24 protein-coding genes are annotated in these 25,921 nt (G+C 50.8%); 15 read left to right on the top strand and 9 right to left on the bottom strand.

Annotation, left to right across the window (positions count from 1 at the left end; translation table 11 throughout):
- Positions 1–54: 54 nt before the first annotated feature.
- Positions 55–2,604, top strand: coding sequence for a class I adenylate cyclase (locus tag U0008_RS00885; protein WP_025802132.1), 2,550 nt, complete (start codon positions 55–57; stop codon positions 2,602–2,604).
- A gap of 79 nt (positions 2,605–2,683) precedes the next feature.
- Here the strand turns inward: U0008_RS00885 and cyaY are convergent, their stop codons facing one another.
- Positions 2,684–3,010: an iron donor protein CyaY gene (gene cyaY / locus U0008_RS00890; protein ID WP_043490222.1), complete on the bottom strand. Its 327-nt coding sequence runs from the start codon at positions 3,008–3,010 to the stop codon at positions 2,684–2,686.
- A 93-nt stretch (positions 3,011–3,103) separates the two neighbouring features.
- Here cyaY and lptM point away from each other — a divergent pair, with 93 nt between their 5' ends.
- From lptM to uvrD, 6 genes are all read left to right on the top strand, one after another.
- Positions 3,104–3,307 (top strand): LPS translocon maturation chaperone LptM, encoded by a 204-nt coding sequence (gene lptM / locus U0008_RS00895; protein ID WP_038502611.1) that lies wholly within the window; start codon positions 3,104–3,106, stop codon positions 3,305–3,307.
- A gap of 73 nt (positions 3,308–3,380) precedes the next feature.
- On the top strand, positions 3,381–4,205 hold the full coding sequence (dapF, locus tag U0008_RS00900) for a diaminopimelate epimerase (RefSeq protein WP_025802138.1): 825 nt from the start codon (positions 3,381–3,383) through the stop codon (positions 4,203–4,205).
- A gap of 32 nt (positions 4,206–4,237) precedes the next feature.
- A complete protein-coding gene (locus U0008_RS00905; protein WP_040046686.1) occupies positions 4,238–4,942 on the top strand; it encodes a DUF484 domain-containing protein in 705 nt (234 codons plus the stop codon).
- On the top strand, positions 4,939–5,850 hold the full coding sequence (xerC, locus tag U0008_RS00910) for a tyrosine recombinase XerC (protein WP_043490227.1): 912 nt from the start codon (positions 4,939–4,941) through the stop codon (positions 5,848–5,850). Before U0008_RS00905 ends, xerC begins: the two co-directional genes overlap by 4 nt.
- On the top strand, positions 5,850–6,578 hold the full coding sequence (yigB, locus tag U0008_RS00915) for a 5-amino-6-(5-phospho-D-ribitylamino)uracil phosphatase YigB (protein WP_043490230.1): 729 nt from the start codon (positions 5,850–5,852) through the stop codon (positions 6,576–6,578). Before xerC ends, yigB begins: the two co-directional genes overlap by 1 nt.
- An 85-nt stretch (positions 6,579–6,663) precedes the next feature.
- On the top strand, positions 6,664–8,826 hold the full coding sequence (gene uvrD / locus U0008_RS00920) for a DNA helicase II (RefSeq protein ID WP_025802146.1): 2,163 nt from the start codon (positions 6,664–6,666) through the stop codon (positions 8,824–8,826).
- A 55-nt stretch (positions 8,827–8,881) separates the two neighbouring features.
- On the opposite strand, the gene U0008_RS00925 is transcribed toward uvrD, so the two are convergent.
- Positions 8,882–9,361, bottom strand: coding sequence for a WbuC family cupin fold metalloprotein (locus U0008_RS00925; RefSeq protein WP_043490232.1), 480 nt, complete (start codon positions 9,359–9,361; stop codon positions 8,882–8,884).
- Positions 9,362–9,839: 478 nt separating this feature from the next.
- On the opposite strand from U0008_RS00925, the gene corA reads away from it, so the two are divergent.
- A complete protein-coding gene (corA, locus tag U0008_RS00930; RefSeq protein WP_025802150.1) occupies positions 9,840–10,790 on the top strand; it encodes a magnesium/cobalt transporter CorA in 951 nt (316 codons plus the stop codon).
- Between the two features lie 45 nt (positions 10,791–10,835).
- Here corA and rarD read toward each other — a convergent pair whose 3' ends face one another.
- Positions 10,836–11,726 (bottom strand): EamA family transporter RarD, encoded by an 891-nt coding sequence (rarD, locus tag U0008_RS00935; protein WP_025802152.1) that lies wholly within the window; start codon positions 11,724–11,726, stop codon positions 10,836–10,838.
- Between the two features lie 134 nt (positions 11,727–11,860).
- Positions 11,861–12,331 (bottom strand): thioesterase family protein, encoded by a 471-nt coding sequence (locus U0008_RS00940; protein ID WP_025802154.1) that lies wholly within the window; start codon positions 12,329–12,331, stop codon positions 11,861–11,863.
- A gap of 180 nt (positions 12,332–12,511) precedes the next feature.
- Here U0008_RS00940 and pldA point away from each other — a divergent pair, with 180 nt between their 5' ends.
- Complete coding sequence (gene pldA, locus U0008_RS00945) at positions 12,512–13,390, top strand: phospholipase A (RefSeq protein WP_043490234.1); 879 nt, start codon at positions 12,512–12,514, stop codon at positions 13,388–13,390.
- A 95-nt stretch (positions 13,391–13,485) separates the two neighbouring features.
- Positions 13,486–15,324: an ATP-dependent DNA helicase RecQ gene (gene recQ / locus U0008_RS00950; protein ID WP_025802157.1), complete on the top strand. Its 1,839-nt coding sequence runs from the start codon at positions 13,486–13,488 to the stop codon at positions 15,322–15,324.
- A gap of 62 nt (positions 15,325–15,386) precedes the next feature.
- Here the strand turns inward: recQ and U0008_RS00955 are convergent, their stop codons facing one another.
- A complete protein-coding gene (locus U0008_RS00955; RefSeq protein ID WP_025802159.1) occupies positions 15,387–16,229 on the bottom strand; it encodes a 23S rRNA (adenine(2030)-N(6))-methyltransferase RlmJ in 843 nt (280 codons plus the stop codon).
- Between the two features lie 223 nt (positions 16,230–16,452).
- Between U0008_RS00955 and prlC the strand changes: the two genes are divergently transcribed.
- On the top strand, positions 16,453–18,495 hold the full coding sequence (prlC, locus tag U0008_RS00960) for an oligopeptidase A (protein ID WP_043490236.1): 2,043 nt from the start codon (positions 16,453–16,455) through the stop codon (positions 18,493–18,495).
- Complete coding sequence (gene rsmJ / locus U0008_RS00965) at positions 18,461–19,249, top strand: 16S rRNA (guanine(1516)-N(2))-methyltransferase RsmJ (RefSeq protein ID WP_172625138.1); 789 nt, start codon at positions 18,461–18,463, stop codon at positions 19,247–19,249. Before prlC ends, rsmJ begins: the two co-directional genes overlap by 35 nt.
- A gap of 128 nt (positions 19,250–19,377) precedes the next feature.
- On the opposite strand, the gene U0008_RS00970 is transcribed toward rsmJ, so the two are convergent.
- Positions 19,378–19,656: a hypothetical protein gene (locus tag U0008_RS00970; RefSeq protein ID WP_043490239.1), complete on the bottom strand. Its 279-nt coding sequence runs from the start codon at positions 19,654–19,656 to the stop codon at positions 19,378–19,380.
- A gap of 148 nt (positions 19,657–19,804) precedes the next feature.
- Here U0008_RS00970 and U0008_RS00975 point away from each other — a divergent pair, with 148 nt between their 5' ends.
- The 3 genes from U0008_RS00975 to rhtC all read left to right on the top strand — a co-directional run bounded on the left by U0008_RS00975 (position 19,805) and on the right by rhtC (position 22,685).
- Positions 19,805–20,521, top strand: coding sequence for a response regulator transcription factor (locus tag U0008_RS00975; protein WP_025802166.1), 717 nt, complete (start codon positions 19,805–19,807; stop codon positions 20,519–20,521).
- Complete coding sequence (locus tag U0008_RS00980) at positions 20,522–21,991, top strand: sensor histidine kinase (protein WP_043490241.1); 1,470 nt, start codon at positions 20,522–20,524, stop codon at positions 21,989–21,991. It abuts the gene before it with no gap.
- Positions 21,992–22,061: 70 nt separating this feature from the next.
- Positions 22,062–22,685, top strand: coding sequence for a threonine export protein RhtC (rhtC, locus tag U0008_RS00985; protein ID WP_040046673.1), 624 nt, complete (start codon positions 22,062–22,064; stop codon positions 22,683–22,685).
- 70 nt (positions 22,686–22,755) lie between these two features.
- Here rhtC and gntU read toward each other — a convergent pair whose 3' ends face one another.
- The 3 genes from gntU to gntR all read right to left on the bottom strand — a co-directional run bounded on the left by gntU (position 22,756) and on the right by gntR (position 25,815).
- Positions 22,756–24,093: a gluconate transporter gene (gene gntU / locus U0008_RS00990; RefSeq protein ID WP_043490246.1), complete on the bottom strand. Its 1,338-nt coding sequence runs from the start codon at positions 24,091–24,093 to the stop codon at positions 22,756–22,758.
- Entirely contained in the window at positions 24,093–24,632 is a 540-nt protein-coding gene (gene gntK, locus U0008_RS00995; RefSeq protein WP_043490247.1) for a gluconokinase, read from the bottom strand. The genes gntU and gntK overlap by 1 nt, the downstream gene beginning before the upstream one ends.
- A 187-nt stretch (positions 24,633–24,819) precedes the next feature.
- Entirely contained in the window at positions 24,820–25,815 is a 996-nt protein-coding gene (gene gntR, locus U0008_RS01000; RefSeq protein ID WP_025802176.1) for a gluconate operon transcriptional repressor GntR, read from the bottom strand.
- Positions 25,816–25,921: the final 106 nt, after the last annotated feature.

The raw sequence follows: 25,921 nt of genomic DNA on the forward strand, positions 1-25,921 counted from the left end.
GTAAGGTACGGAAACAGGCTTCTCTCAGACACTGGAATAATCAGGCGAAACGTCTTGTACCTCTACATCGAGACACTGAAACAGAGACTGGATGCGATAAATCAACTTCGAGTTGATCGCGCTTTAGCGGCCATGGGGCCGGCCTTTCAACAGGTTTACAGTCTGCTGCCAACCCTATTGCATTACCACCACCCGCTGATGCCGGGTTACCTTGATGGTAACGTTCCCCACGGCATTTGTTTCTACACGCCTGATGAAAATCAGCAAACCTACTTACATGAAATCGATCTTCGTTCTCCGGGTTCCATCGCGGCAGATCACCCAGGCCAATTGCCGATCACTGGCGTTTACTCAATGGGAAGCACCTCTTCTATTGGGCAAAGCTGTAGTTCGGATCTGGATATTTGGGTTTGCCACCAATCTTGGTTAGATGGCGAAGAGCGCAATCGATTACAGCAAAAATGTACACAGCTGGAGAAATGGGCTGCATCGCTGGGCGTTGAAGTGAGCTTCTTCCTCATCGATGAAAACCGTTTTCGTCATAACGAAAGCGGCAGTCTGGGTGGGGAAGACTGTGGGTCTACCCAGCATATCTTATTGCTTGATGAGTTCTATCGCACCGCGGTGCGTCTGGCGGGCAAACGTATTCTGTGGAATATGGTGCCAAGCGAAGAGGAAGCGCATTACGACGAATATGTCATGTCGCTGTACTCGCAGGGCGCGCTTACGCCAAACGAATGGCTCGATCTTGGTGGTCTAAGCTCGCTGTCTGCCGAAGAATACTTTGGCGCTAGCCTGTGGCAGCTCTATAAAAGCATCGATTCGCCGTACAAAGCTGTCTTGAAAACGTTGTTGCTGGAAGCTTACTCATGGGAATACCCCAACGCTGAACTGTTGGCGATCACCATCAAACAACGTTTACATAAAGGCGAAATTGTCTCGTTCGGACTCGATCCTTACTGCATGATGCTGGAACGTGTGACGCACTATCTTGAGCAAATCAATGATACCGCGCGTCTCGATCTGGCTCGCCGTTGTTTCTATCTCAAAGTGTGTGAAAAATTATCGCGTAGCCGCGCCTGCGTTGGCTGGCGGCGTGAAATTTTAAGCCAACTGGTTGAGTCTTGGGGCTGGAGTCAAGAGCGTATCGAAGTGCTTGATGACCGCGCCAATTGGAAAATTGAACGCGTGCGTGAAGCGCATAATGAACTGTTAGATGCGATGATGCAGAGTTATCGCAACCTCATTCGCTTCGCGCGCCGTAATAACCTAAGCGTCAGCGCTAGCCCGCAAGATATTGGGGTATTGACCCGTAAGCTTTACGCTGCGTTTGAAGCTTTGCCGGGTAAAGTGACGCTGGTAAACCCGCAAATTTCACCGGATTTATCAGAAAAGAACTTAACGTTTATTCATGTGCCGATTGGCCGCGCTAACCGCACCGGCTGGTACTTGTATAACCAAGCGCCGACTATCGATACCATCATTAGCCATCAGCCGTTGGAATATAACCGCTACTTAAACAAATTAGTGGCGTGGGCCTATTTCAACGGATTGCTGACGGCGGACACTAAGCTGCACATCAAGAGCAACAACAACCTGTGCGATATCAATAAGCTTCAGGGGTTGGTGCATGATGTGTCGCAGCATTTCCCGATTCGCTTGCCTGCGCCATCACCGAAGGCGTTATACAGCCCGTGTGAAATCCGCCATTTGGCGATTATCGTCAACTTGGAAAATGATCCAACGGCGGCCTTCCGCAATCAGGTGGTGCATTTTGATTTCCGTAAGCTGGATGTCTTTAGCTTTGGTCAGCAGCAGCAATGCTTAGTTGGCAGTATCGACCTGCTGTATCGCAACTCGTGGAATGAGGTGCGTACCTTGCATTTCAGCGGTGAACAGGCGGTATTAGAAGCGCTGAAAACGATCTTAGGCAAAATGCATCAGGATGCCGCTCCGCCGGAGTCCGTTGAGGTCTTGTGCTACAGCCAGCATTTACGCGGGTTAATCCGCACGCGTCTACAGCAACTGGTTTCTGAATGTATTGACCTTCGCTTGTCTAGTACTCGTTTAGAGCCGGGTCGCTTTAAAGCCGTACGCGTCGCTGGGCAAACGTGGGGACTGTTCTTTGAACGTCTGAGCGTATCGGTGCAGAAATTGGAAAATGCGGTTGAGTTTTATGGCGCCATTTCTAATAACAAGCTGCATGGGCTTTCTATTCAGGTAGAAACCGAGCAGGTACATTTGCCCGCCGTGGTTGATGGTTACGCCAGCGAAGGGATAATCCAATTCTTCTTTGAAGATGGGGATAACGATGGGTTTAACATCTACATTCTGGATGAAACCAACCGTGTGGAAGTTTATCACCACTGTGAAGGCAGCAAAGAGGAGCTAGTGCGCGACGTTAGCCGTTTCTATTCGTCATCGCATGACCGCTTTACCTACGGTTCAAGCTTTATCAACTTTAACCTGCCGCAGTTCTACCAGATCGTAAATGCCGATGGACGTTCTCAGGTGATGCCGTTCCGTACCAATGTGTTGCCACAGTGCAACGTCAATGACGACAACGACGGCACGCCGCTTAAGCAGCAGTTCCAGCTGCATTAATCGTAAATACAGCACCACTCCAATTCTTCCCTATTCAGCGGAGAGTTGGAGTGGGCGCTGATGCCGCTCGCGTTTCGGCTTATGCCGAAATTACCACATCTTCTTCGCCAGACTGCGCTCTGCATGCGGTTGACAGCAAAGCATAAAACTCTTCTCCGCTGCGATCGCAAATCCAGCTATTATCACGCAGGCTGAAGTGGTAACCGCCTGCTTTAGTGGCGAGCCATACCTGATGCAAGGGCTCCTGACGGTTGATCACGATTTTGCTGCCATTTTCGAAGGTCAGCGTCATCACTCCGCCATTGGTTTCATAGTCGATGTCGGCATCACCTTCATAAGCGTCAATGGCCTCTTCGATGTTTAACATCAGCTTATCTGCTAACTGGTGAAACTCGGTATCGTTCATAATCATTTCCTATTGCTTTTCAGGGTCCAACTGCGATTATAGAGAGCTTATAGGTAGGATTCACACGCATTAATACAATAAATGGTAATGACCATGAAAAAACAATTTCGTTGGGCCTTGGTGGCTGTTTCCCTATTCGGCCTTGCTGGTTGCGGTTTGAAAGGGCCTTTATACTTTCCTCCGGCTGATGCCCCAGCGGCGTCGAAGAGCCAACCAGATACACAAACTAACGCGCCTGCTGCAAATCAGGGCGCGAATACACCGTCTAATATTGCCGGTGTAGAACAAGGCCAATAATCCACGATAGCGAGAACTGTCAGGATGTTAGTTCGGTGACCACGGAAGTTAAGGCGTAGGGTGAGAGGTAGTTATGCAGTTCTCTAAAATGCACGGTTTAGGCAACGATTTCATGGTCGTTGATGCTGTTACACAAAACGTATACTTCTCGCCGGAGCTTATCCGCCGTCTATCCGATCGACATAACGGCGTTGGTTTTGATCAGATGCTGATCGTTGAACCGCCTTACGATCCTGATTTAGATTTCCATTATCGTATTTTCAACGCCGATGGGAGCGAAGTTGCGCAGTGTGGTAACGGCGCGCGCTGTTTTGCTCGTTTCGTGCGTTTGAAAGGGTTAACCAATAAACGTGAAATTCGCGTAAGCACGCAGAATGGTCGGATGGTGCTCAAGGTCAGCGATGACGAGCTGGTCACGGTAAATATGGGCGAGCCGATTTTCGAGCCGTCCAAGATCCCGTTCAAAGCCGTGAAAGCGGAAAAGACCTATATCATGCGTGCGTCTGAACATACTATTCTGTGCGGCGCGGTCTCGATGGGGAATCCCCACTGCGTGCTTCAGGTTGATGATGTTGAAACGGCGCTGGTGGAAACCATCGGTCCGGTACTTGAAAGCCACGAACGCTTCCCTGAACGCGTTAACGTAGGATTCATGCAGGTCATTAACCGTAATCAGATCAAACTACGGGTGTATGAACGCGGCGCAGGTGAAACTCAGGCCTGCGGCAGCGGTGCCTGTGCGGCGGTTGCCGTGGGGATCCAGCAAGGTTTGCTGGATGAAAACGTTCAGGTTGATCTTCCCGGTGGGCGTTTGCACATTCGCTGGAAAGGGCCTGATAACCCCCTATTTATGACAGGCCCTGCGACCCACGTTTATGATGGATTTATACACCTGTAATTCATACGTTTATGAGTGAGCGATAGACAACTATGAGCGACATCGAAGATCGGGTATTGGATAATCTGGCGCTAAGTGACGCGCAGGTGATGGAGTATCTGCAACAGAATCCTGACTTCTTCATTCGTAATGCACGCAATGTTGAGCAGATGCAGATCCCTCATCCGGTGCGTGGTGCCGTTTCATTAGTTGAATGGCAACTGAACCGACAACGTCAGCACATCTTCAATTTAGAAGAGGAGATCACGTTGCTGATGGAACAGGCCAGCGCCAATGAAGTTCTGTTTAATCGCCTGCTAGAGCTCCAAGGGCATCTTGCGGGCGCAGAAAGCCTTGCTGATTTTCTCCAACGATTTAACCGCTGGGCGCGTTCTCTTGGGCTCGCCGGTGCCAATATTCGTTTGTTTAGCGACAAATGGTATCTGAATGCGCCTTCTGACTTTGCGCATTTGGCTTTGTCGCGCAATGAATTTGAAATGATGCGAATTCAACGATTGGGGAACCAAAACCACTATCTCGGTACTCTGAATGGCCCTGAGCTATTGCTGGTTTTGCCTCAGGCGAAAATGGTGGGCTCGGTCGCGCTTTCTTTGATGGGTGAGTTTGGTGACTTAGGTCTGATTATCTTCAGCAGTCGCGATAGCCATCATTATCAGCAAGGTCAAGGCACCGTGTTGCTTGATCAGCTCGCATTGCTGATGCCGGGGCTAATCAGCCGTTGGATTGAACGCCAATGAGCAGTGATACTCAGGCGCTGGAACTGCCGGTTGAGGCATTCCTGCGCTTTTTGCGCGTTGAGCGTCAGCTCAGCCCGCATACCATCGAAAGCTATCATCATCAGCTGACTGCCATTATTGAGATTGTTGCCCCCGCTGGTTTACGCGATTGGCGGCAACTCGATGCAACCCAAGTGCGTATGATTACCGCGCGTAGCAAGCGAAAAGGCCTTGAGGCTGCAAGCCTTGCCCTACGTTTGTCGGCGCTACGCAGCTTTATCGATTGGCAGGTGAGCCAAGGCGTGATGTCGGTTAATCCGGCGAAAGGCATTAGCGCACCGAAACAGGCTCGCCACTTACCCAAAAATCTCGACGTTGATGACGTAAACCGTCTGCTCGACATAGATGCGAGCGATCCCCTTGCCGTGCGCGATCGCACCATGCTGGAAGTGATGTATGGCGCGGGTCTGCGTCTTTCCGAACTGGTGGGATTAGACTGCCGCCACATGAATATGGCCTCAGGCGAGGTGTGGGTGATGGGGAAGGGGAGCAAAGAGCGAAAGCTGCCGATTGGACGTACGGCCATTCATTGGCTGGAACAGTGGCTGCCACTGCGTGAGATTTACGATCCGGTAGATGACGCTGTTTTTGTGTCTAAGCTGGGTAAGCGAATTTCGGTGCGAAGCGTGCAAAAGCGCTTTGCTGAATGGGGCGTTAAACAAGGCGTCACCAGTCATATTAACCCGCATAAGCTCCGTCACTCTTTTGCAACGCATATGCTTGAATCCAGTGGCGATCTGCGTGCAGTGCAAGAACTGCTGGGTCATGCGAATCTGACCACCACCCAAATCTATACCCACCTCGATTTCCAACATTTGGCGAAGGTGTATGATGCAGCGCATCCACGCGCGAAACGAGGAAAATCCTGATGTGCTCGACGCTTCATTTCTATCGCCCGCTCAACGCTATCGGGGCTTTTACCTTCGATCTGGACGATACGCTTTATGATAATCACCCCGTGATTATGCGTACCGAGCGAGAGTCTCTGGCATTTTTGCAGCAAAACTTTGAACCGCTGCGCGATTGGCAAAGCATTGACTGGCAACGCCTGCGCGCTGAACTGCGGGCTGATAATCCTGAAATTTATCACGACGTCACCGCCTGGCGCTGGCAGGCTGTGCATCTGGCGTTAACGCGAAACGGTTTTAACCACGCCCAAGCTAGCGCTGGCGCAGATTCTGCGATGGAAAACTTTGCCTACTGGCGTAGCCAAATCACGGTGCCGGAGTCGACGCATAAGACGCTGCAAGCGTTAGCGGAGAAAGCGCCGTTAGCGGCAATTACCAACGGTAATGCGGATCCGAACCTATTTGGTTTAGCGGACTATTTTGCGTTTATATTGCGCTCAGGTCCTGACGGACGCGCTAAGCCTTACAACGACATGTATTGTGCCGCTCAGCAGCGCTTAAACGTTCCCATCGGAAATATTCTGCATGTGGGCGATGACCTCACCACCGACGTGGCGGGAGCCGTGCGCTGCGGCATGCAGGCCTGTTGGATCAACGACCGTGAGCGCAGCCTAACAACCGCTTCAGATAGCCGTTTGTTACCTCACGTTGAGATTTCACGGTTGGATTCGCTCACCGCGCTGATATAATCTCCAATAATCTGTATAAATTCCCAGTGAAAAAGACGTATTGCGTTTAGCGACGCGTCTGTTTCCCCATTTTAAAACGGTGCCTATGGACGTTTCCGATCTGCTCAACAGCCTTAACGATAAACAACGCGAAGCCGTTGCTGCGCCACGCAGTAATCTTCTGGTGCTGGCTGGAGCCGGAAGCGGCAAGACGCGCGTATTGGTGCATCGCATCGCGTGGCTGCTGTCGGTAGAAAACTGTTCGCCGTTTTCGATTATGGCCGTCACCTTTACCAACAAAGCCGCGGCGGAAATGCGCCACCGTATCGAACATCTGATTGGCACTAGCCAAGGCGGCATGTGGATCGGTACTTTCCACGGTTTAGCGCACCGCCTGCTGCGTGCGCACCATCTGGATGCCAATCTGCCGCAGGATTTCCAAATCCTTGATAGCGATGACCAGCTACGTTTGCTTAAACGTATCGTTAAGGCATTGAATCTGGATGAGAAGCAGTGGCCGCCGCGTCAAGGCATGTGGTATATCAACAACAAAAAAGATGATGGTCTGCGCCCTCAGCACATTGAAAGCTACGGAAATCCGGTAGAACAGACATGGCTGCGCGTCTATCAGGCCTATCAAGAAGCCTGTGACCGTGCGGGGTTGGTGGATTTTGCCGAGCTGCTATTACGCGCTCACGAGCTTTGGCTCAACAAGCCTCAAATCCTCAACCACTATCGCGAACGTTTCACCAATATTCTGGTGGACGAATTCCAAGATACCAACCGGATTCAGTACGCATGGATCCAGATGTTGGCGGGCAATAGCGGCAAAGTGATGATTGTTGGCGATGACGATCAGTCGATCTATGGCTGGCGTGGCGCTCAGGTTGAGAACATCCAACGTTTTCTGGATGATTTCCCCGGTGCTGAGACTATCCGCTTAGAACAAAACTACCGTTCAACCAGCAATATACTGAAAGCCGCCAACGCCTTAATTGAAAATAACGATGGGCGCTTGGGTAAAAAGCTGTGGACCGAAGACGGCGACGGCGAAAAAATTTCGCTCTACTGCGCGTTTAATGAATTGGATGAATCACGTTTTGTGGTGAATCGGATTAAAGCGTGGCAGGACAACGGCGGCTCTCTTAACGACTGCGCCATTCTTTATCGTAGCAACGCCCAATCGCGTGTATTGGAAGAGGCACTGTTACAGGTGGCGATGCCATACCGTATTTACGGTGGACAACGATTCTTCGAACGTCAGGAAATCAAAGATGCGTTGGCGTATTTACGCCTGATTTCCAACCGTAATGACGATGCGGCGTATGAGCGTGTGGTTAACACGCCAACGCGCGGTATTGGTGATCGTACGCTGGACGTTATCCGCCAAGCCGCCCGCGATCGTCAACTGACGTTATGGCAGGCCACGCACGAGCTGATCCAAGAAAAAGTATTTGCTGGGCGAGCCTCAGGCGCACTACAGCGCTTTATCGAGCTGATTGATGCCTTAGCCAGTGATACGGCTGATATGCCGCTGCATGTACAGACAGACCGCGTGGTACGCGATTCGGGTCTGCGTCAGATGTATGAGCAAGAAAAGGGTGAAAAAGGCCAAACACGTATTGAGAACTTAGAAGAACTGGTGACCGCTACGCGTCAGTACAGCTATGAGGATGAAGACGAAGACTTGCTGCCGCTGCAGGCATTCCTGTCACATGCGGCGCTTGAAGCCGGTGAAGGGCAAGCAGACGCTTATCAAGACGCGGTTCAGCTCATGACGTTGCACTCGGCGAAAGGTCTGGAATTCCCACAGGTGTTTATCGTGGGGATGGAAGAGGGGATGTTCCCAAGCCAAATGTCGCTGGATGAAGGTGGTCGTTTGGAAGAAGAACGCCGCTTGGCCTACGTTGGGGTGACGCGAGCGATGCGAAAACTGACGATCACCTATGCGGAAACTCGCCGTCTGTATGGCAAAGAGGTTTATCACCGCCCATCTCGCTTTATTGGGGAATTACCAGAAGAGTGCGTAGAAGAGGTGCGCCTGCGGGCAAGCGTTACCCGCCCCGTTAAACACGCCAGTATGGGAACCCCAATCAGCGCCAATGACAGCGGTTTCAAACTCGGTCAGCGGGTGAAGCACGCCACGTTTGGTGAGGGTACGGTGATCAATCTGGAAGGTAGCGGTGAGCATAGTCGCTTGCAGATTGCGTTTCAGGGCGAAGGCATTAAGTGGCTGGTTGCGGCTTATGCCAAGTTAGAGGCGATGTAATCCCTGTTTAATGCCTCTTCCCAATCTCCCCCTGAAAAGGGGGAGAGTTTAGGGCTTATTCGGCAATCGAATATTTATCCCCAACTTGTGCCTGCGAATACCACACCATCAGTTCCTGAGTGCCAGCCTCGCCCTCTGCGGGGGCCCAAGGCGCGGAATCCTGCTCGGTGACGGGCTGATAGCCACCATGTTTAACTTCAAAAATCACGCCGCCGTGATCCAGTGACAGTACCGAATGCCAGGTTCCGGCATCCATCTCTAGAGCCACACACTCTTCGCCGAGTACCACGCGACGAGTTACCACGCCTTGCTCGTCAAAATTCAGTATCACAAAGCGGCCGCTCAGCGGCAGCAAAAGCTCGAAAGTATGCGGATGGCGATGTGGACGGATGTAAGTTCCGGGCTCCATCGCGATGGCAAGACGCTGCACCGGATCGCTCAATTCTGGGTGAAAATTGCGGTGAGCGCGTAAACGAGGTGCGCTGGCCGCAGCGGCGCTCTGTTGTTTCAGATCATCAAACGTGATTTGTTTCATAGGGTGTGCCTGATTTTAGGAATAGTGGAGTCTAATGGGTGAATGCATTGCTATAAGGTAATAGATGGGTCAAGCTAGAGATATAATTTTTACCTTACATTTCCGATTGCAGCATGGTTGTCGAAAGCAAAATCCATAAATGTTTTGGTATAAAACATCCTGAGTGAATAATGTTCTGGAATTAGTCACAACGCCAGTTGACAGGCTTTTTCGTATCGGCGTAACATGCGCGCACTATTATCTGTGAGGACATACGCCTTGGACACACCCAGTAGATACTGGCTCAATGAACCCGTTAGCGGGTACAACTTCTAAGGCTATCCACTTATGCTGATAGCCTTCGTGGTTGTCAGCGACCTCTATACGTCGCTATGAGTCAGATCTGATATGGTCTGAAACAGCTGGGTGACGCTACCCCTCGTTTGTTTCCTGTGCTCCATGCGTGATCCTTAATGTCACCGCAACGGAGTTTAAAAGCATGCTAAGTGCATTTAGATTAGACAACAGCCGCTTATCCCGTCTGGAGCTGGATGACACGGAAGATCTGACTTCATCTCTGTGGGTCGACTTAGTCGAACCTGAAGAAGATGAGCGTCAACGAGTTCAAGATGAGCTAGGTCAAAGTCTGGCAACTCGCCCAGAACTGGACGATATCGAAGCATCAGCACGTTTCTTCGAAGATGAAGACGGCCTGCATATTCACTCCTTCTTCTATTATGAAGATGCGGAAGATCATGCCGGTAACTCCACCGTGGCATTTACCATCCGCGATGGTCGCCTATATACGCTACGCGAGCGCGAACTGCCGGCGTTTCGGCTGTATCGCATGCGCGCCCGTAACCAGATGCTGGCCGATGGAAACGCCTATGAGCTGTTACTCGATCTGTTCGAAACCAAAATCGAACAGCTGGCAGATGAAATCGAAAACATTTACAGCGATCTGGAAAAGCTTAGCCGCGTGATTATGGAAGGTCATCAGGGCGACGAATATGATGAAGCCCTTTCGACACTGGCTGAACTGGAAGATATCGGTTGGAAGGTTCGCTTATGTTTGATGGATACCCAGCGAGCACTGAATTTCTTGGTGCGTAAGGCGCGTTTACCGGCCAGCCAGTTGGAGCAGGCGCGTGAAGTCTTGCGAGATATCGAATCCCTGCTGCCGCATAACGAATCGCTATTCCAGAAAGTAAACTTCCTGATGCAGGCGGCAATGGGCTTTATCAACATTGAACAGAACCGCATCATCAAGATCTTCTCGGTGGTATCGGTGGTGTTCCTGCCGCCAACGCTGGTGGCATCAAGCTACGGGATGAACTTTGAGTTCATGCCTGAGCTGAAATGGTCTTTCGGTTATCCGGGGGCGATTGGTTTGATGATTCTGGCGGGGCTTGCGCCGTATTTATACTTCAAGCGCAAAAACTGGCTTTAATCTGTCTCTTCTTTTCCTCCCCATCGCAGGGGAGGAAAGTCTGCTTTAGCTGCGCAATTTTCTCTGCGTATACAGCGCATCCATAATAAACAACAGCAGTGCCGCCCAAATAAAACCGAACGCCACCAGTTTGTCCTGCGTCATTTGCTCGTTGTAGAAGGTAATCGCCAGAATAAACATCAACGTTGGGCCAAGGTATTGGAAGAATCCCAGCGTAGAAAGGCGTAAGCGTGTTGCAGCGGCTGTAAAGAACAGCAATGGAATGGTGGTGACAATGCCGGCGGCCACCAACAGCAGGTTGAGCGACATGGGATTTGCACTCAAATGGCTGGTTGCGCTGTCGGCAACGCCAAACAGGTAAATAGCCGCAATTGGCAGTAACCATAGGGTTTCAATCAGCATGCCGGTTTGAGCATCAACCGCGATTTTCTTACGAATCAGTCCGTAAAATGCAAAACTAAACGCCAGCCCAAGTGAGATCACCGGCACCGAGCCAAACTTCCAGAGCTGAATCAGTACCCCGCAGACCGCCAGCGCCAGCGCAATCCACTGCATCCGTCGGAAGCGTTCACCGAGGAAAACCACGCCCAGTAATACGTTAACCAATGGGTTGATGAAGTATCCGAGGCTGGCTTCCAGCATATGGTGATTATTCACTGCCCAGATAAACAACAGCCAGTTTCCGCCAATCAAACAAGCGCTTAGCGCGAGAAGGCCAATCTTGCCGGGGGTTTTGCCCAGAGCTCTTACTTTGGACCAATTTTTAGTCAGCGAAAGCAAAATCAGCATAAAGAAGAATGACCAGATCACGCGATGTGTCAGGATCTCGGTGGGCGGAACCTGCTGGATCAGCTTAAAGTAGGCAGGGGCGATACCCCAAATAAAATAGGCTGCCAGAGCAAACAAGATGCCTTGGCGAGTTTGTTGCGAATCCATGAAACACTTCCGAAAAAATGAATAGGCGCTGAGTCTACTGTATTTTTCTGGAATGTTTCATAGTAGTAACAGAGATGATTCAATTAAGCCTAACTTATCCCAAGATTTCACAGAAATCTGGTAAAAAATGCTAGCTAGCCGACCATATACGTGGCAGTGGCTGAAGCAATATGTAGGTTTGATTCGTTATGAAGTTCAACGCGTGCAACCGCGACTTTATTACCCGCTCTGAGCAGGCTACCACTGGCCACGAAGCGCTCACCGCGGCCGGGGCGTAGATAGTCCACTCGCATATCGATTGTGCCCATTTTAGACAGTCGTGCCAGCAACTCTTCCTGTGTGATTTCGTCATGGCGCAATAGGGCTGAACCCACACACACCAAGCCTGCGCAAACATCCAATACCGATGCGATAACACCGCCGTGCAAAATTTTCTGATGAGCATTGCCGACCAGCATTTCTTTGGAATCGAAAACTAGCTCGGCATAGTCTGCCTCGAAACGCTGAAGCTCTAGCCCTAACGCTCGATTAAATGGCATGTGATAAACGAAAATTTCGCTAATGAGGGCGCTAGCAGATTCGCGCGTGAGGAGCGTGGCTGACATGGTTCTGTCCTTCTTCTTACAGGTGGATAATGAATATTATTGTTAATTTTATGTTGATATTATGCTTAATTATTGTTTGGTTCCAGCACCAATAAGAATGATGAACGTTCCTGCAGAGTCCCTAACGTGTAGAATGTCGCCTTTGAATCATTGATGGCGTAACTATTAGGGGTAATAACGATGCGTAAGGGATGGATGATGTTAGCGGGACTGCTGGCGGTTCCTGCTGCGGTTCAGGCTGAAGAGGCAACGATAAAGCAGGTTCATGATAAGCCGCAGGTGAAAGGCAGCATCATCGCGAACATGTTGGTTGAACACGATAACCCATTTACGCTCTATCCTTACGATACGAACTACCTGCTTTATACTGAAACCAGCGATGTAAACAAAGAAGCCATTCAGTCTTATTCTTGGGCTGATGACGCACGCAAAGACGAAGTTAAATTCCAGCTCAGCCTCGCGTTTCCTATCATCCGTGGAATTGCCGGTGATAACTCGGTGTTAGGAATGTCTTATACGCAGCGCTCGTGGTGGCAGGCTTTCAACCGTAGCGCATCTTCTCCGTTCCGTGAAACTAACTATGAGCCACAGCTTTTTGTCGGCTGGGCAACGGATTATCAGTTAGGTGATTGGACGCTTCGCGACATAGAAACCGGCTTTAATCATCAGTCTAACGGACGCTCTGATCCAACGTCGCGCAGTTGGAACCGCGTCTATGCGCGTTTAATGGCGCAAAACGGCAACTTCCAAGCGCAGATTAAACCGTGGTATCGCATTCCCGAAAGCAGCAGCAAAGATGACAACCCCGATATCACCAAATATATGGGTTACTACGAAGCCCAGATAGGCTATGAGTGGGGTGAAAGCGTCTTTACGGCGAAGGGCCACTATAACTGGAACACCGGTTACGGCGGCGGTGAGCTGGGATGGAGCTATCCGATGACGAAAACGTTGCGTTTCTACACGCAGTTGTATAGCGGCTACGGTGAATCAATGATTGATTACAATTTCAATCAAACCCGTTTTGGCGTGGGCATTATGCTCAACGATTTCATGTAATTTGCGCGCAACGCATATCCGCTAACGACAAAACCGGTGCATACGCCTAAAATAGCGCCGGTCTTAATTTATCACCCCTTTGGTTGAGGAGCAGCGTGGCAACGGCAGCCGTAATCAATGCAGAAATGCTGGCAGAGCAGGTTTTGCGCGATACTTTTGGGTATCAGCAGTTCCGTCCTGGACAGCAAACTATCATCAATGCTGCGATCGCGGGACGGGATTGTCTGGTTGTGATGCCAACCGGAGGCGGAAAGTCTCTGTGTTATCAAATCCCTGCGTTGGTGATGGATGGCTTAACGCTGGTGGTTTCTCCGTTGATTTCCCTGATGAAAGATCAGGTCGATCAGCTACAGGCGAACGGCGTTAGCGCAGCCTGTCTTAACTCCACGCAGAACCGTGAACAGCAGCAAGAGGTATACGCTGGCTGTCGCAGTGGGGCGATAAAGCTTCTCTATATCGCCCCAGAACGACTGATGATGGATAACTTTCTCGATCAGCTTCCGCACTGGCGACCTGCATTATTGGCGGTAGATGAAGCCCACTGTATTTCACAGTGGGGCCATGATTTCCGTCCTGAATACAGCGCGCTAGGTCTGATTAAGCAGCGTTTCCCAGAGATTCCGGTTATTGCGCTCACGGCCACCGCCGATGATGCCACGCGTAATGACATCGAGCGTTTGCTGTCGTTAAACGATCCGCTGGTTCAGGTTAGCAGTTTTGACCGCCCAAACATTCGTTACACGCTCATCGAAAAATTTAAACCGCTGGATCAACTGATTCGTTTCGTACAGGAACAGCGTGGCAAATCGGGCATTATTTACTGTAACAGCCGAGCCAAAGTCGAAGACACCACGGCGCGTTTGCAAAGTCGGGGCTTTAGCGTTGGGGCTTATCACGCAGGGCTCGATCACGAACATCGCTCTTCGGTACAGGAAGCATTTCAACGCGACGATCTGCAGATTGTGGTGGCAACGGTTGCGTTCGGCATGGGCATTAACAAGCCCAACGTGCGTTTTGTGGTGCACTTTGATATTCCACGTAATATCGAAGCTTACTATCAGGAAACCGGTCGCGCTGGGCGCGATGGTTTACCCGCTGAAGCCGTTCTGCTCTATGACCCAGCCGATATGGCTTGGCTGCGCCGTTGTTTAGAAGAAAAACCTGAAGGGCAGCAGAAAGAGATTGAACGCCATAAGCTAAACGCGATGAACGCTTTCGCTGAGGCGCAAACCTGCCGTCGTTTAGTGCTGCTGAATTACTTTGGCGAAGGACGGCAAGAATCCTGCGGCAACTGCGATATTTGTCTCGATCCGCCAAAACGTTACGATGGGCTAGAGGACGCGCAAAAGGCGCTGTCAGCGATTGCTCGGGTTGGTCAGCGGTTTGGTATCGGTTATGTTGTTGAGATCCTGCGTGGGGCGAATAACACCCGTATTCGCGAGTTTGGTCACGACAAGCTGAAAGTCTATGGCCTAGGGCGTGACCATACGACCGAACACTGGGTCAGCGTATTACGCCAGCTTATTCATTTGGGCTTAGTGACGCAAAATATTGCAATGCATTCCGCGTTGCAGCTGACTGAATCGGCGCGTCCGGTTTTGCGCGGCGAAGTTCCACTTCAGTTGGCCGTGCCACGCGTCATCAATCTTAAATCACGCAGCAGCAGTAGCCATGCCAGCAAGAACTACGGTGGAAACTATGACCGTAAGCTGTTTGCCAAGCTGCGTAAGCTACGCAAAGCGATTGCTGACGAAGAGAATATCCCGCCATACGTGGTATTTAACGATGCTACGTTGCTAGAAATGTCAGAGCAGATGCCGATTCGCGCCAGCGAATTGCTGAGCATTAACGGTGTGGGGCAGCGTAAACTGGATCGCTTTGGTGCACCGTTTATGACGCTGATCCGAGAACACGTTGATGGCGATGATGAGTAGTTTTACGCGCTAACTCTGTCTCCCTCAATGTTGCTCAGGGAGACAGACAGCAGTGACTTCAATTATTCAGGCACAATCCATTCAACTTTGGCATGACCAGTACCTTCGGGTACCAGTACTTTATGCAGCCAAGGCAGAACGTCGCGCATCTGTTGTTCTAGCTTCCACGGCGGGTTGATCACAATCATGCCGGAAGCGGTCATACCGCGCTGATCGCTATCTGGGCGAACCGCCAATTCGATTTGCAAAATGCGACGAATACCGGTGTCTTGCAGATCGCGAGTCATGCGTTTGATTTGCTGACGCAGCACCACGGGATACCACAGCGCATAGACGCCGGTGGCAAAACGCTTATAGCCTTCCTGAATACCTTTCACCACGTCTTGATAATCGGTTTTCATCTCATACGGCGGATCGATCAACACGAAGCCACGGCGTGACAATGGAGGAAGCTGTGATTTGAGCTGCTGATAGCCATCGGCTTTCATTACTTTTGCGCGCTCGTCTTTAGCAAACTCATTGCGCAGCAGCGGGAAATCCGTTGGGTGCAGTTCGGTTAGATGGATTTTGTCGAAATCGCGCAGCAGCTGGCGCGCAATCAATGGTGAACCTGGGTAGTAACGCAGTTGTTCGCCACGGTTAAAGTGTTTTACCGCGCTCAGGTAGGCTTCAAGCTCGGCAGGAACATCGTCGCGTTGCCAAATACGTGCGATACCTTCGAGGTATTCGCCGGTTTTTTCTGCATGCTCACCACTGAGCTGATAACGCCCCGCGCCGGAATGCGTATCCAGATAAAGGAAAGGCTTATCCTTTTCTTTCAGCGATTCAATAATCAAACTCTGAACGGTGTGTTTGAGGACATCGGCGTGATTGCCGGCGTGAAAACTGTGGCGATAACTTAACATGTGAGGCTTCTCCTGCTCTGGGATGGCATTATCTATCAAAGCGATTGAACCCGCCAGCCATTGATTTTCGCTACACTTAACCTCATCTTAGATCTAAACAATCTTTTCAAACCGGTTGCCCGACGAATTGGGGGGCTGGTTAAGTCGATTTATACGCCGCACTGATGCGGCCAAGACCGTTAGCCTTCGTTGTTAATGGCAAAACTATATAGGACGCTTTCTTATGACCAATCCGTTACTGACGCCGTTCGACCTGCCACCATTCTCTAAAATCAAACCTGAGGGCATCGTTCCTGCGGTGAAAAGCGCATTGGCAGATTGTCGTGCCGAAGTGGAGCGCGTGGTCGCGCAAGATGCGCCATTTACTTGGGATAATCTGTGCCAGCCGCTGGCTGAGGTTGACGATCGTCTGAGCCGTATTTTTTCCCCTGTCAGCCATTTGAATTCCGTGCAAAACAGCCCTGAGCTGCGTGAAGCTTACGAACAGTGCCTGCCATTGTTGTCTGAATACGGCACTTGGGTAGGTCAGCATGAAGGACTGTATCAGGCCTACCGTAGCCTGAAAGACGGCGCGGGTTTTGCTGCGTTAACCAAACCGCAGAAGAAAGCGGTGGAAAACTCACTGCGTGATTTCGAGCTGTCTGGCATTGGTTTGCCGAAAGAAAAACAGCAGCGCTATGGCGAAATTATGGCGCGCCTGTCCGAACTGGGTTCTGCATTCAGCAACAACGTATTGGATGCGACCATGGGCTGGAGCAAGCTGATTACTGATGAAAAAGAGCTTTCAGGTTTGCCTGAAAGTGCGCTCGCGGCCGCGAAGGCGCTGGCTGAATCCAAAGAGAAAGAAGGCTGGCTGTTAACGCTGGATATCCCAAGCTATCTGCCGGTGATGACCTATGCAGACAACCGCGAGCTGCGCCATGAGATGTATCAGGCGTTTACCACGCGTGCATCCGATCAGGGGCCAAACGCAGGTCAGTGGGATAACAGCGAAATCATGGCTGAAACTCTGCAACTGCGTCACGAATTAGCTCAGCTGCTTGGCTTTAAATCCTATGCCGATAAATCATTGGCAACCAAAATGGCAGAAAACCCACAGCAGGTTCTGGCATTCCTGAATGACCTAGCCGAACGCGCTCGTCCTCAAGGTGCGCAAGAGCTGGCTGAACTGCGTGAGTTTACGCGCCAGCACTTTGATGTTACCGAGCTGGAAGCGTGGGATATCACCTACTACAGCGAAAAACAGAAACAACATCTGTACTCTATCAGCGATGAACAGCTGCGCCCTTACTTCCCTGAACAGCGCGTATTGAGCGGTTTGTTTGAGGTGGTGAAACGTATTTACGGTATCACGGCGAAAGAGCGTCATGATATTGACGTGTGGAATCCAGAGGTTCGTTTCTTCGAGCTTTATGATGCGACCGGCGAGCTGCGCGGTAGTTTCTATCTCGATCTTTATGCCCGTGAGCATAAGCGTGGCGGTGCGTGGATGGATGACTGTGTAGGCCGTCTGCGTCGTGCCGATGGTAGCCTGCAGAAGCCAGTTGCCTATCTGACCTGTAATTTTAACCGTCCAATCGGCGACAAGCCTGCGTTGTTTACGCATAACGAAGTGACCACGCTGTTCCATGAGTTCGGTCATGGCCTACATCATATGCTGACCACGATTGAAACCGCAGGCGTTTCAGGGATCAACGGTGTGCCATGGGATGCCGTCGAGTTGCCAAGCCAGTTTATGGAAAACTGGTGCTGGGAGCCGGAAGCGCTGGCCTTTATCTCGGGTCATTACCAGACCAATGAGCCACTTCCGCAGGAGATGCTGGATAAAATGTTGGCGGCGAAAAACTATCAGGCCGCGCTGTTTATCCTGCGTCAGCTCGAGTTTGGGATGTTTGATTTCCGTCTGCATACTGAGTTCGATCCTGCGCAAGGCGCTCGTATTCTCGATACTCTGAAAGAAGTTAAAGCGTTAGTGGCGGTGATGCCGTCGCCAAGCTGGGGCCGTTTCCCACATGCGTTCAGCCATATCTTTGCTGGCGGCTATGCGGCGGGTTACTACAGTTATCTGTGGGCAGAGCTGCTGTCTGCTGATGCGTTCTCTCGCTTCGAGGAAGAGGGGATTTTCAACGTAGATACCGGCCGTGCGTTCTTGGATAACATCCTGTCGCAGGGTGGTTCCGATGAGCCAATGAACCTGTTCAAAAACTTCCGTGGCCGTGAGCCGAAAATTGATGCCATGCTGCGTCACTACGGTATCAAGGGCTAATGCGTTGAGTATTCAGTTAGTGTTAGAAGAGGGCGCCGACAGCGGCGCCTTATCTCATTTAGCCGAGCGCTGGGGATTGGTTCACGATCCTGACGCGATAATGGCGTTGGTATTAACGCCTGAGCATTTAGAACTCCGCAAGTTGGATGAACCCAAGCTGGGCGCGATTTTTGTCGATTTTGTCGCCGGGGCCATGGCGCATCGCCGCAAGTTTGGCGGCGGCCGTGGTGAAGCAGTGGCAAAAGCCGTGGGTATCAAAGGCAGCTATGTGCCGAGCGTTGTGGATGCGACCGCAGGATTAGGGCGCGATGCCTATGTGTTGGCATCGGTCGGGTGCCATGTGCGCATGTTGGAGCGTCATCCCGTGGTGGCGGCACTGCTAGATGATGGTTTGCAACGTGGCTATGCAGATCCTGAAATCGGCGGCTGGCTGCAAGAACGCCTGACTTTGCTGCATGCCTCCAGTATTGATGCGTTGAAAGATCTTAGCCCTGCGCCAGAAGTGGTGTATCTCGATCCGATGTATCCGCATAAACAGAAAAGTGCGCTAGTGAAGAAAGAGATGCGTGTGTTCCAGTCACTGGTGGGTGCTGACTTGGATGCCGATGCATTATTAGCTCCTGCGCGTGCGCTGGCGACGAAACGTATCGTAGTAAAACGCCCTGATTATGCTCCGCCATTGGCGGATGTGCCTGCACATGCAGCCACTACCACTAAAAATCACCGCTTTGATATTTACACGCCGCTGAAATAGTTCTTCATGTAAATAACCCTCCCCTTCGCAGGGGAGGGAACTGTGCAGTGAGTACCGAAGAAGCTCGAATGGCCCTTCCTCTGCTAAGGGGGGAGCTGGCTAGGGAGCCAATATTAGAGAATCGTAAATTAATAGCCTGAACTCGTTTTCTTCAGCGTATCGCCTTGCTTGATCGGTTTTTTATCCATCTGATCTTTGCTCATTTCATCTTGTTTAGGCGCTTCGCCTTTTTGCATTGCGTCCAAGTGCTGCTTTTTCATTTCCTGCGGCTTTTTACTCATGTGATCCATTTTATGCGGCTCTTGCTGCATACCATCGCCGGATGCACTTGTTGTATCAGCGGCGAAAGCGAATCCGCTACCCATCAGTAAAGCGCTACACGTCACAACCGTAATAATTTTTCTCATGGTCAGATCCTTATTGATAGTGGGGTCAGGGCCAGTATTGCGTTCACTTGTTCAGCAAAGCCTCACAGAGTTATAAATTATTTGTGATAACTCAGGGCACAAACCCTGTGTAGACTAATTATAAAAATGCACTTGGAGCCAGAACGCGATGGAAGGAATGAAGCGAATTCTAATTGTAGAAGATGACTCGCATATTGCCGATTTACTGGCGTTGCATCTGCGTGATGAGGGCTACCACATCGAGCACGCGGCGGATGGCATTGCCGGTATGGCGATGTTGGAGCAGGGCGGTTGGGATGCGCTCATTCTCGATCTGATGCTGCCGGGCATTGATGGGCTTGATATCTGCCGTCGCGCTCGCAGCATGACGCGTTATACGCCGATTATTATGATAAGCGCCCGCTCCAGCGAAGTGCATCGGGTTCTGGGATTAGAGCTAGGTGCCGATGACTATTTAGCCAAACCGTTTTCGATGATTGAGCTGGCCGCACGCGTTAAAGCGCTGTTTCGTCGTCAGGAAGCTATGAGCCGTAATTTACAGATGGATGCAGGGCGTTTGGACATTGCGGATCTGGTCATCGATCCTATTGCGCGAGCGGTTTGGAAGGATCAACAGCCTGTCGATCTCACGCCGCGTGAATTTGATTTGCTGTATTTTTTCGCTAAAAATCCAGACAAAGTTTTTTCTCGTTTGCAGCTTCTCGATCAGGTCTGGGGCTACCAGCACGATGGTTATGAGCACACGGTTAACACCCATATCAATCGGCTACGTATAAAAATTGAAGCCGATCCTTCCGAGCCGCAGCATATTCTGACCGTTTGGGGCTCTGGCTATAAATTTTCGGCGTTAGGTATGGGGAATTAAATGAACCGATTAAGTCTATCCCAGCGCTTAACGCTGGTGTTTGCGTTGTTGCTGGTCGCGTGCTGTGCGGTATCGGGTTGGCTTCAGGTGCGCAGTAATACGCAATATAGTCAGCAGGTTATCCAGCGCTTGTCCGTTAATCTTGCTCAGCATATTACGGATAATAACCGGCTACTCGGTGAGCAGGGGCTAAATCCTGCCTCGGTAAAAAAGCTGTTCGATCAGTTGATGTCGGTAAATCCGAGTGTGGAAGTGTATCTGCTTGATAAGCAAGGACACATCATTGGTGATGCGGCGCCAGAAGGGCGAATCAAGCGTCGTGATGTGAGCCTTCAGCCCATCAATGCGCTCATGCAGGGGCAAAGTATGCCGGTTTACGGCGACGATCCGCGCAGTGTCGATGGGCAAAAGGTATTTAGCGTCGCACCGCTACAGGTTGAGGGAAAAACCGAAGGCTATTTATACGTTGTTTTGCTGGGCGAGGATTACGCTCGGTTAACCGATGATGCGCGTATTGGCTCGACGGTTTGGACCGTTGTAGGGTCGATGGGATTGATTGTGCTGTTTGGTTCACTGGCCGGTTGGTTGGCTTTCCGCTGGGTGACGAAACCGGTGCGTCAGCTTACGCGTCAGGTGAGTAAGCTTGAACAGGAAGGGCTGGATTACGCTCGGGTTATGGCGCTAAGCGTGCCTGAAGCTGATGTGAAAAGTGATGAAGTGACTCAGCTTAGACGCGCATTTGTTTTGATGGCTAGACGCATTGCCGAGCAGTGGAAAACTTTGGCGGAACAGGATCAGCAACGGCGTGAATTTATTGCCAATATTTCACACGACTTGCGCACGCCGTTGACCTCTTTGCATGGCTATCTCGAAACGCTATCCGTGAAGTCGGCGAGTTTAAGCGAGGTGGATCGTAAGCGTTATCTGGATATCGCCTTGGCGCAAAGCCTTAAAGTTGGGCGACTAGCGCAGGAGTTATTTGAGTTAGCTCGCTTGGAATATGGCGCGGTTAAACCGCAGAAAGAACGCATGTCGTTTAGCGAGCTTTTGCAGGATGTTTTTCAGAAGTTTGAGCTGGCGGCAGAAACTCGCCAAATTAAGCTTACTGCGGATATCGCCAAAGGTTTACCGTTGGTCAACGCCGATATTTATATGATGGAGCGCGTGTTAACCAATCTGTTGGATAACGCGATCCGCCATACGCCGCAGGGGGGAAATATTGCGGTGAAACTTTGGCATCAGGAAGGGCAAATTTGGGTTCAACTGACCGACAGCGGCGTAGGTATTCCAGAGGAGCTAAAACCGGGGCTGTTTGAGCGCCCATCATTGCTCTCAGGCGCACGGCGCCAGTCCGCGGGGGGATTGGGATTGATGATTGTGAAACGAATGCTACAGCTGCACGGTGGCGATATCATGCTGGTTAATGAGAATGAGCAAGGCGCTTGTTTTCGTTTAATGCTACCCGTGTGATCGCTCCCTTAATTATTCACAGACTTAGTGGTAGCATGAATTTCCCCCCTAATTATAAGAGTTAACTCCGATGATGTTGTTTTTGACGGTGGCATTGGTTCATCTGGTGGCTTTAATGGCTCCCGGACCTGATTTCTTTTTTGTTTCCCAAACGGCGGTCAGCCGCTCTCGTTCTGAAGCAATGCAGGGCGTAGTGGGGATTACACTGGGTATCGTCATTTGGGCAGCAGTTGCGCTGATGGGGCTCCATCTGCTGCTGATGAAAATGGCATGGCTGCATAGCATTATCACCGTGGGCGGTGGTTTATATCTGACGTGGATGGGCTATCAACTCCTTAAATCTGCGCGTGCGAAAGGCCAGTTAGACAGCGGCGAAGAAGTTAGCATCACGCTGCCTGCGCGTGGAAAAACGTTCCTGCGTGGTTTTCTCACTAACTTGTCGAACCCAAAAGCGGTCATTTATTTCGGTTCTGTGTTCTCACTGTTTGTCGGCGACAATGTGAGTACGCCAGAACGTGTTGGCCTGTTCGTGATGATAGTGGCGGAAACCTTTGTTTGGTTCAGTATTGTGGCATCGGTATTTGCGCTGCCGGTGATGCGTCGTGGTTATCAGCGTTTAGCCAAGTGGATTGATGGCGTTGCAGGCGTCTTGTTTATCGGCTTTGGTTTGCACCTGATTTTCTCTCGTTCGTAATCATCTTCAGTGAACATAAAAAAAGGCGGGCTAATTAATCATTAGCCCGCCTTTTTTGTATTCGCAAATATTACATCACAGCGAAGAAGATCATACCAACCACTGCGCCCGTGGTGCCTAGGATGGTTTCCATCACGGACCAGGTTTTCAGGGTTTGTGCTTCGGTTGCGCCGGTAAATTTACCGAACAGCCAGAAGCCGGAGTCGTTAACGTGGCTCAGTACGATAGAACCCCCCGCGATACAGATGGAAAGTGCTGCCATCTGTGCGCCGTTGTAGCCCAGCTCGCCAATAACCGGCAGAACCAAACCTACGGTGGTTAAACAGGCAACGGTAGCAGAACCTTGAATCACGCGCACCGCAGCGGCCAGTACAAAACAGGCGACCGCAATTGGCAGACCTGCACCAATCAGAGAGTTACCTAACGCTGGACCAACGCCGGAATCCACCAGAATCTGTTTGAACACGCCACCGGCACCGGTAACCAGAAGAATGATACCTGCTGGCTGAATTGCCGCAGAACACACTTCCATCACTTTCTCTTTGCTCATGCCACGACGGATTGCCAGACCATAAATCGCCACCAGACAGGCGATCAGGATTGCCGTGAATGGGTGACCGATAAATTCCAGCCATTTGTGCAGTTCAGTGCCGGTTTCAACAAAGCGTGCACCGATGGTTTTCATACCAACTAGAACCAGCGGGAATAGAACCAGCGCCAGACTAAAACCGAATGAAGGCAGTTTGCTCTTATCCAAGCTTGGCTCTTGGATATCTTCAGGCAGATCCAGCGTCACGTGTTTGCTGATGAAGTTACCAAACAGAGGACCGGCTAAAATCATGCCTGGAATTGCTGCGCACAGACCAATCAGGATCATCCAGCCATAGTCAGCGCCCATCTGGGAAGCCAGCAGCATCGGTGTTGGCCCTGGCAGCAAGAATGCCGCCGCGCCAGCAACACCGGCAAACAGTGGGATAGCCAGTTTCACAACGTTGCCATTGGTACGACGGGCAACGGCGAACACCACGCCAATCAACAATACGATAGCTACGTCGAAGAACAGCGGCAGCGCACACACCAGACCGGCGATACCCAGCGCATAGTGCGCTCGTTTTTCACCAAAGCTATCTAGCAACTTAGCGGCTATCTGATCTAACGCGCCGGTTTCATGCAAGATTTTGCCGAACATGGCACCCAACGCAACCACTATGGCGAGGAAACCTAATGTGCCTCCCATGCCTTTTTCCATGGTTTTGGCGATATCATCCAGCGGCATGCCGGAAAAAATGCCCGCGCCGATAGAGACCAGCATCAGAGCAACGAAGGCATGCATACGGGCTTTCATTACCAAAAACAGCAGCAGTAAGACCGAGCCTACTGCGGTAAATACGAGAGTAAAAGTACTCATTATGACCCCTGAGAAATCACAGATTTAATGGTTTTAATTGTGTTTTCAACAACGCCGTCCAGAGGGAGGCTGATGTCGACAGCGTGAACGTCCTGCTCAACGCTGGTAGGTTCTTCTAACGCTTCAAATTGAGAAACAAGCATCTGAGGTTTAAAGAAGTGGCCTTTACGTGCCAGCAGACGGCTTTCAATAAGATCGAAATCGCCTTTCAGGTAGATAAAGGAAACGTTTTTGTTACCGTCGCGCAGCATGTCGCGGTAGCGCTTTTTAAGCGCGGAGCAAACGATCAGAGAGACATCATTGGTCCGTTGCATAGCGAAAATGGCGTCATTAACCGCTTTCAGCCATGGCGTGCGGTCTTCGTCATTCAGCGCGTGGCCTTCAGACATTTTTTGTATATTGGCACGTGGGTGCAAGAAGTCGCCATCCAGAAAACCTGCGTTGAGCTGTTGGGCTACGGAGGTTGCTACAGCAGATTTACCGCTGCCAGATACGCCCATCAGAATAAAAACGTGGTGTTGTGGTTTTTTATCGCTCATTTCTACTCCAGAGAGGGGACGGTTTTCCATCCACTAAATGCAATGTTACTGGTAACTTGTTATGGGTAACATTGTCTGAGCAGCGATAATAATTAGCAAGATTTGTGACAAAGTAGCTTCAATAACTGTGAGGTTACTCTCAGTTACTAACGGGGATTAACTAATATGAGGGGGGATAGCTGGGTAATTAGATGCTGCCACCATAAAGTAGCGTGAAACCGACATCGACCATCTGGGATGAAATGGCTTCACCGCGCAGACGAGACAACATCCGTTCTGCTGCGATTTGTCCCATACGCTGACGTGGCGTCAGTACGCTGGCTAATTTAGGCGTCATTACCTGACCGATGTCGTGGCCGTGGAACCCAGCAATCGCCATATCTTGAGGAATACGTAGGCCTAAACGTTGGCACTCGAAAGCCGCCCCGGCCGCTAAGTCATCGTTGGTGCAGAAAATACTGTCCATATCAGGATAACGATCTAGCGCTTCACGCAACAGTTCACTGCCCACCGAATAAGAAGAGCCGCGCGGTATCATGACGCTACGTGGCTGCAAACCGGCATGATTCATCGCCGCTTCATAGCCCTGCTGTTTGATGACGGTACGTTCATCCTGACGAGCGCCAAAGTAAACAACTTTGCGATGCCCGCGGTCGATAATGGCCTGTGTCATTTGTCGAGCGGCTTCAAAGTTGTCGAACCCAACGGCGATATCAATGCACGGCGTAATGCAGTCCATCATTTCGACGACCGGAACACCGGATACTTCGATCATTTTACGCGTGCGCGCGGTGTGGTTTCTTTCAGATAGGATCAGCCCATCAACGTTATACGAGAGCAGAGAAAGCAAACGCTCCTCTTCTTTTTCTGGCCGATAACCATAGTGCGCCAGCATGGTTTGATAACCATGTGCGTCGGTGACGCTTTCGATTCCGCGAATCACATCGGCGAAAACTTGGTTGGTCAGAGAAGGAAGCAGTACGCCAATGGCGCGGCTGGTAGAGTTGGAAAGAATATCCGGTGCGCGGTTAGGGATGTAGCCCAGTTCGTCCAGCGCCACTGCAATTTTCGTTTGAAGTGCAGCAGAGACCTGTGATGGGTTGCGCAAATAACGGCTTACCGTCATTTTTGTCACACCAACTTTATCTGCCACATCTTGAAGTACAGGGCGTTTTTTCTTCATTTTCAATGAAATAACTAATGTTCGGACGGATGCACACAGTTTAGCAAAAAAACAATGTGACGTATAAAACAAATGTGGACTGAAATCGCAGCCGTTTAGCTGCGAT

This window comes from Hafnia alvei, assembly GCF_034424155.1.
GTDB classification, from domain to species: Bacteria; Pseudomonadota; Gammaproteobacteria; order Enterobacterales; family Enterobacteriaceae; genus Hafnia; species Hafnia alvei.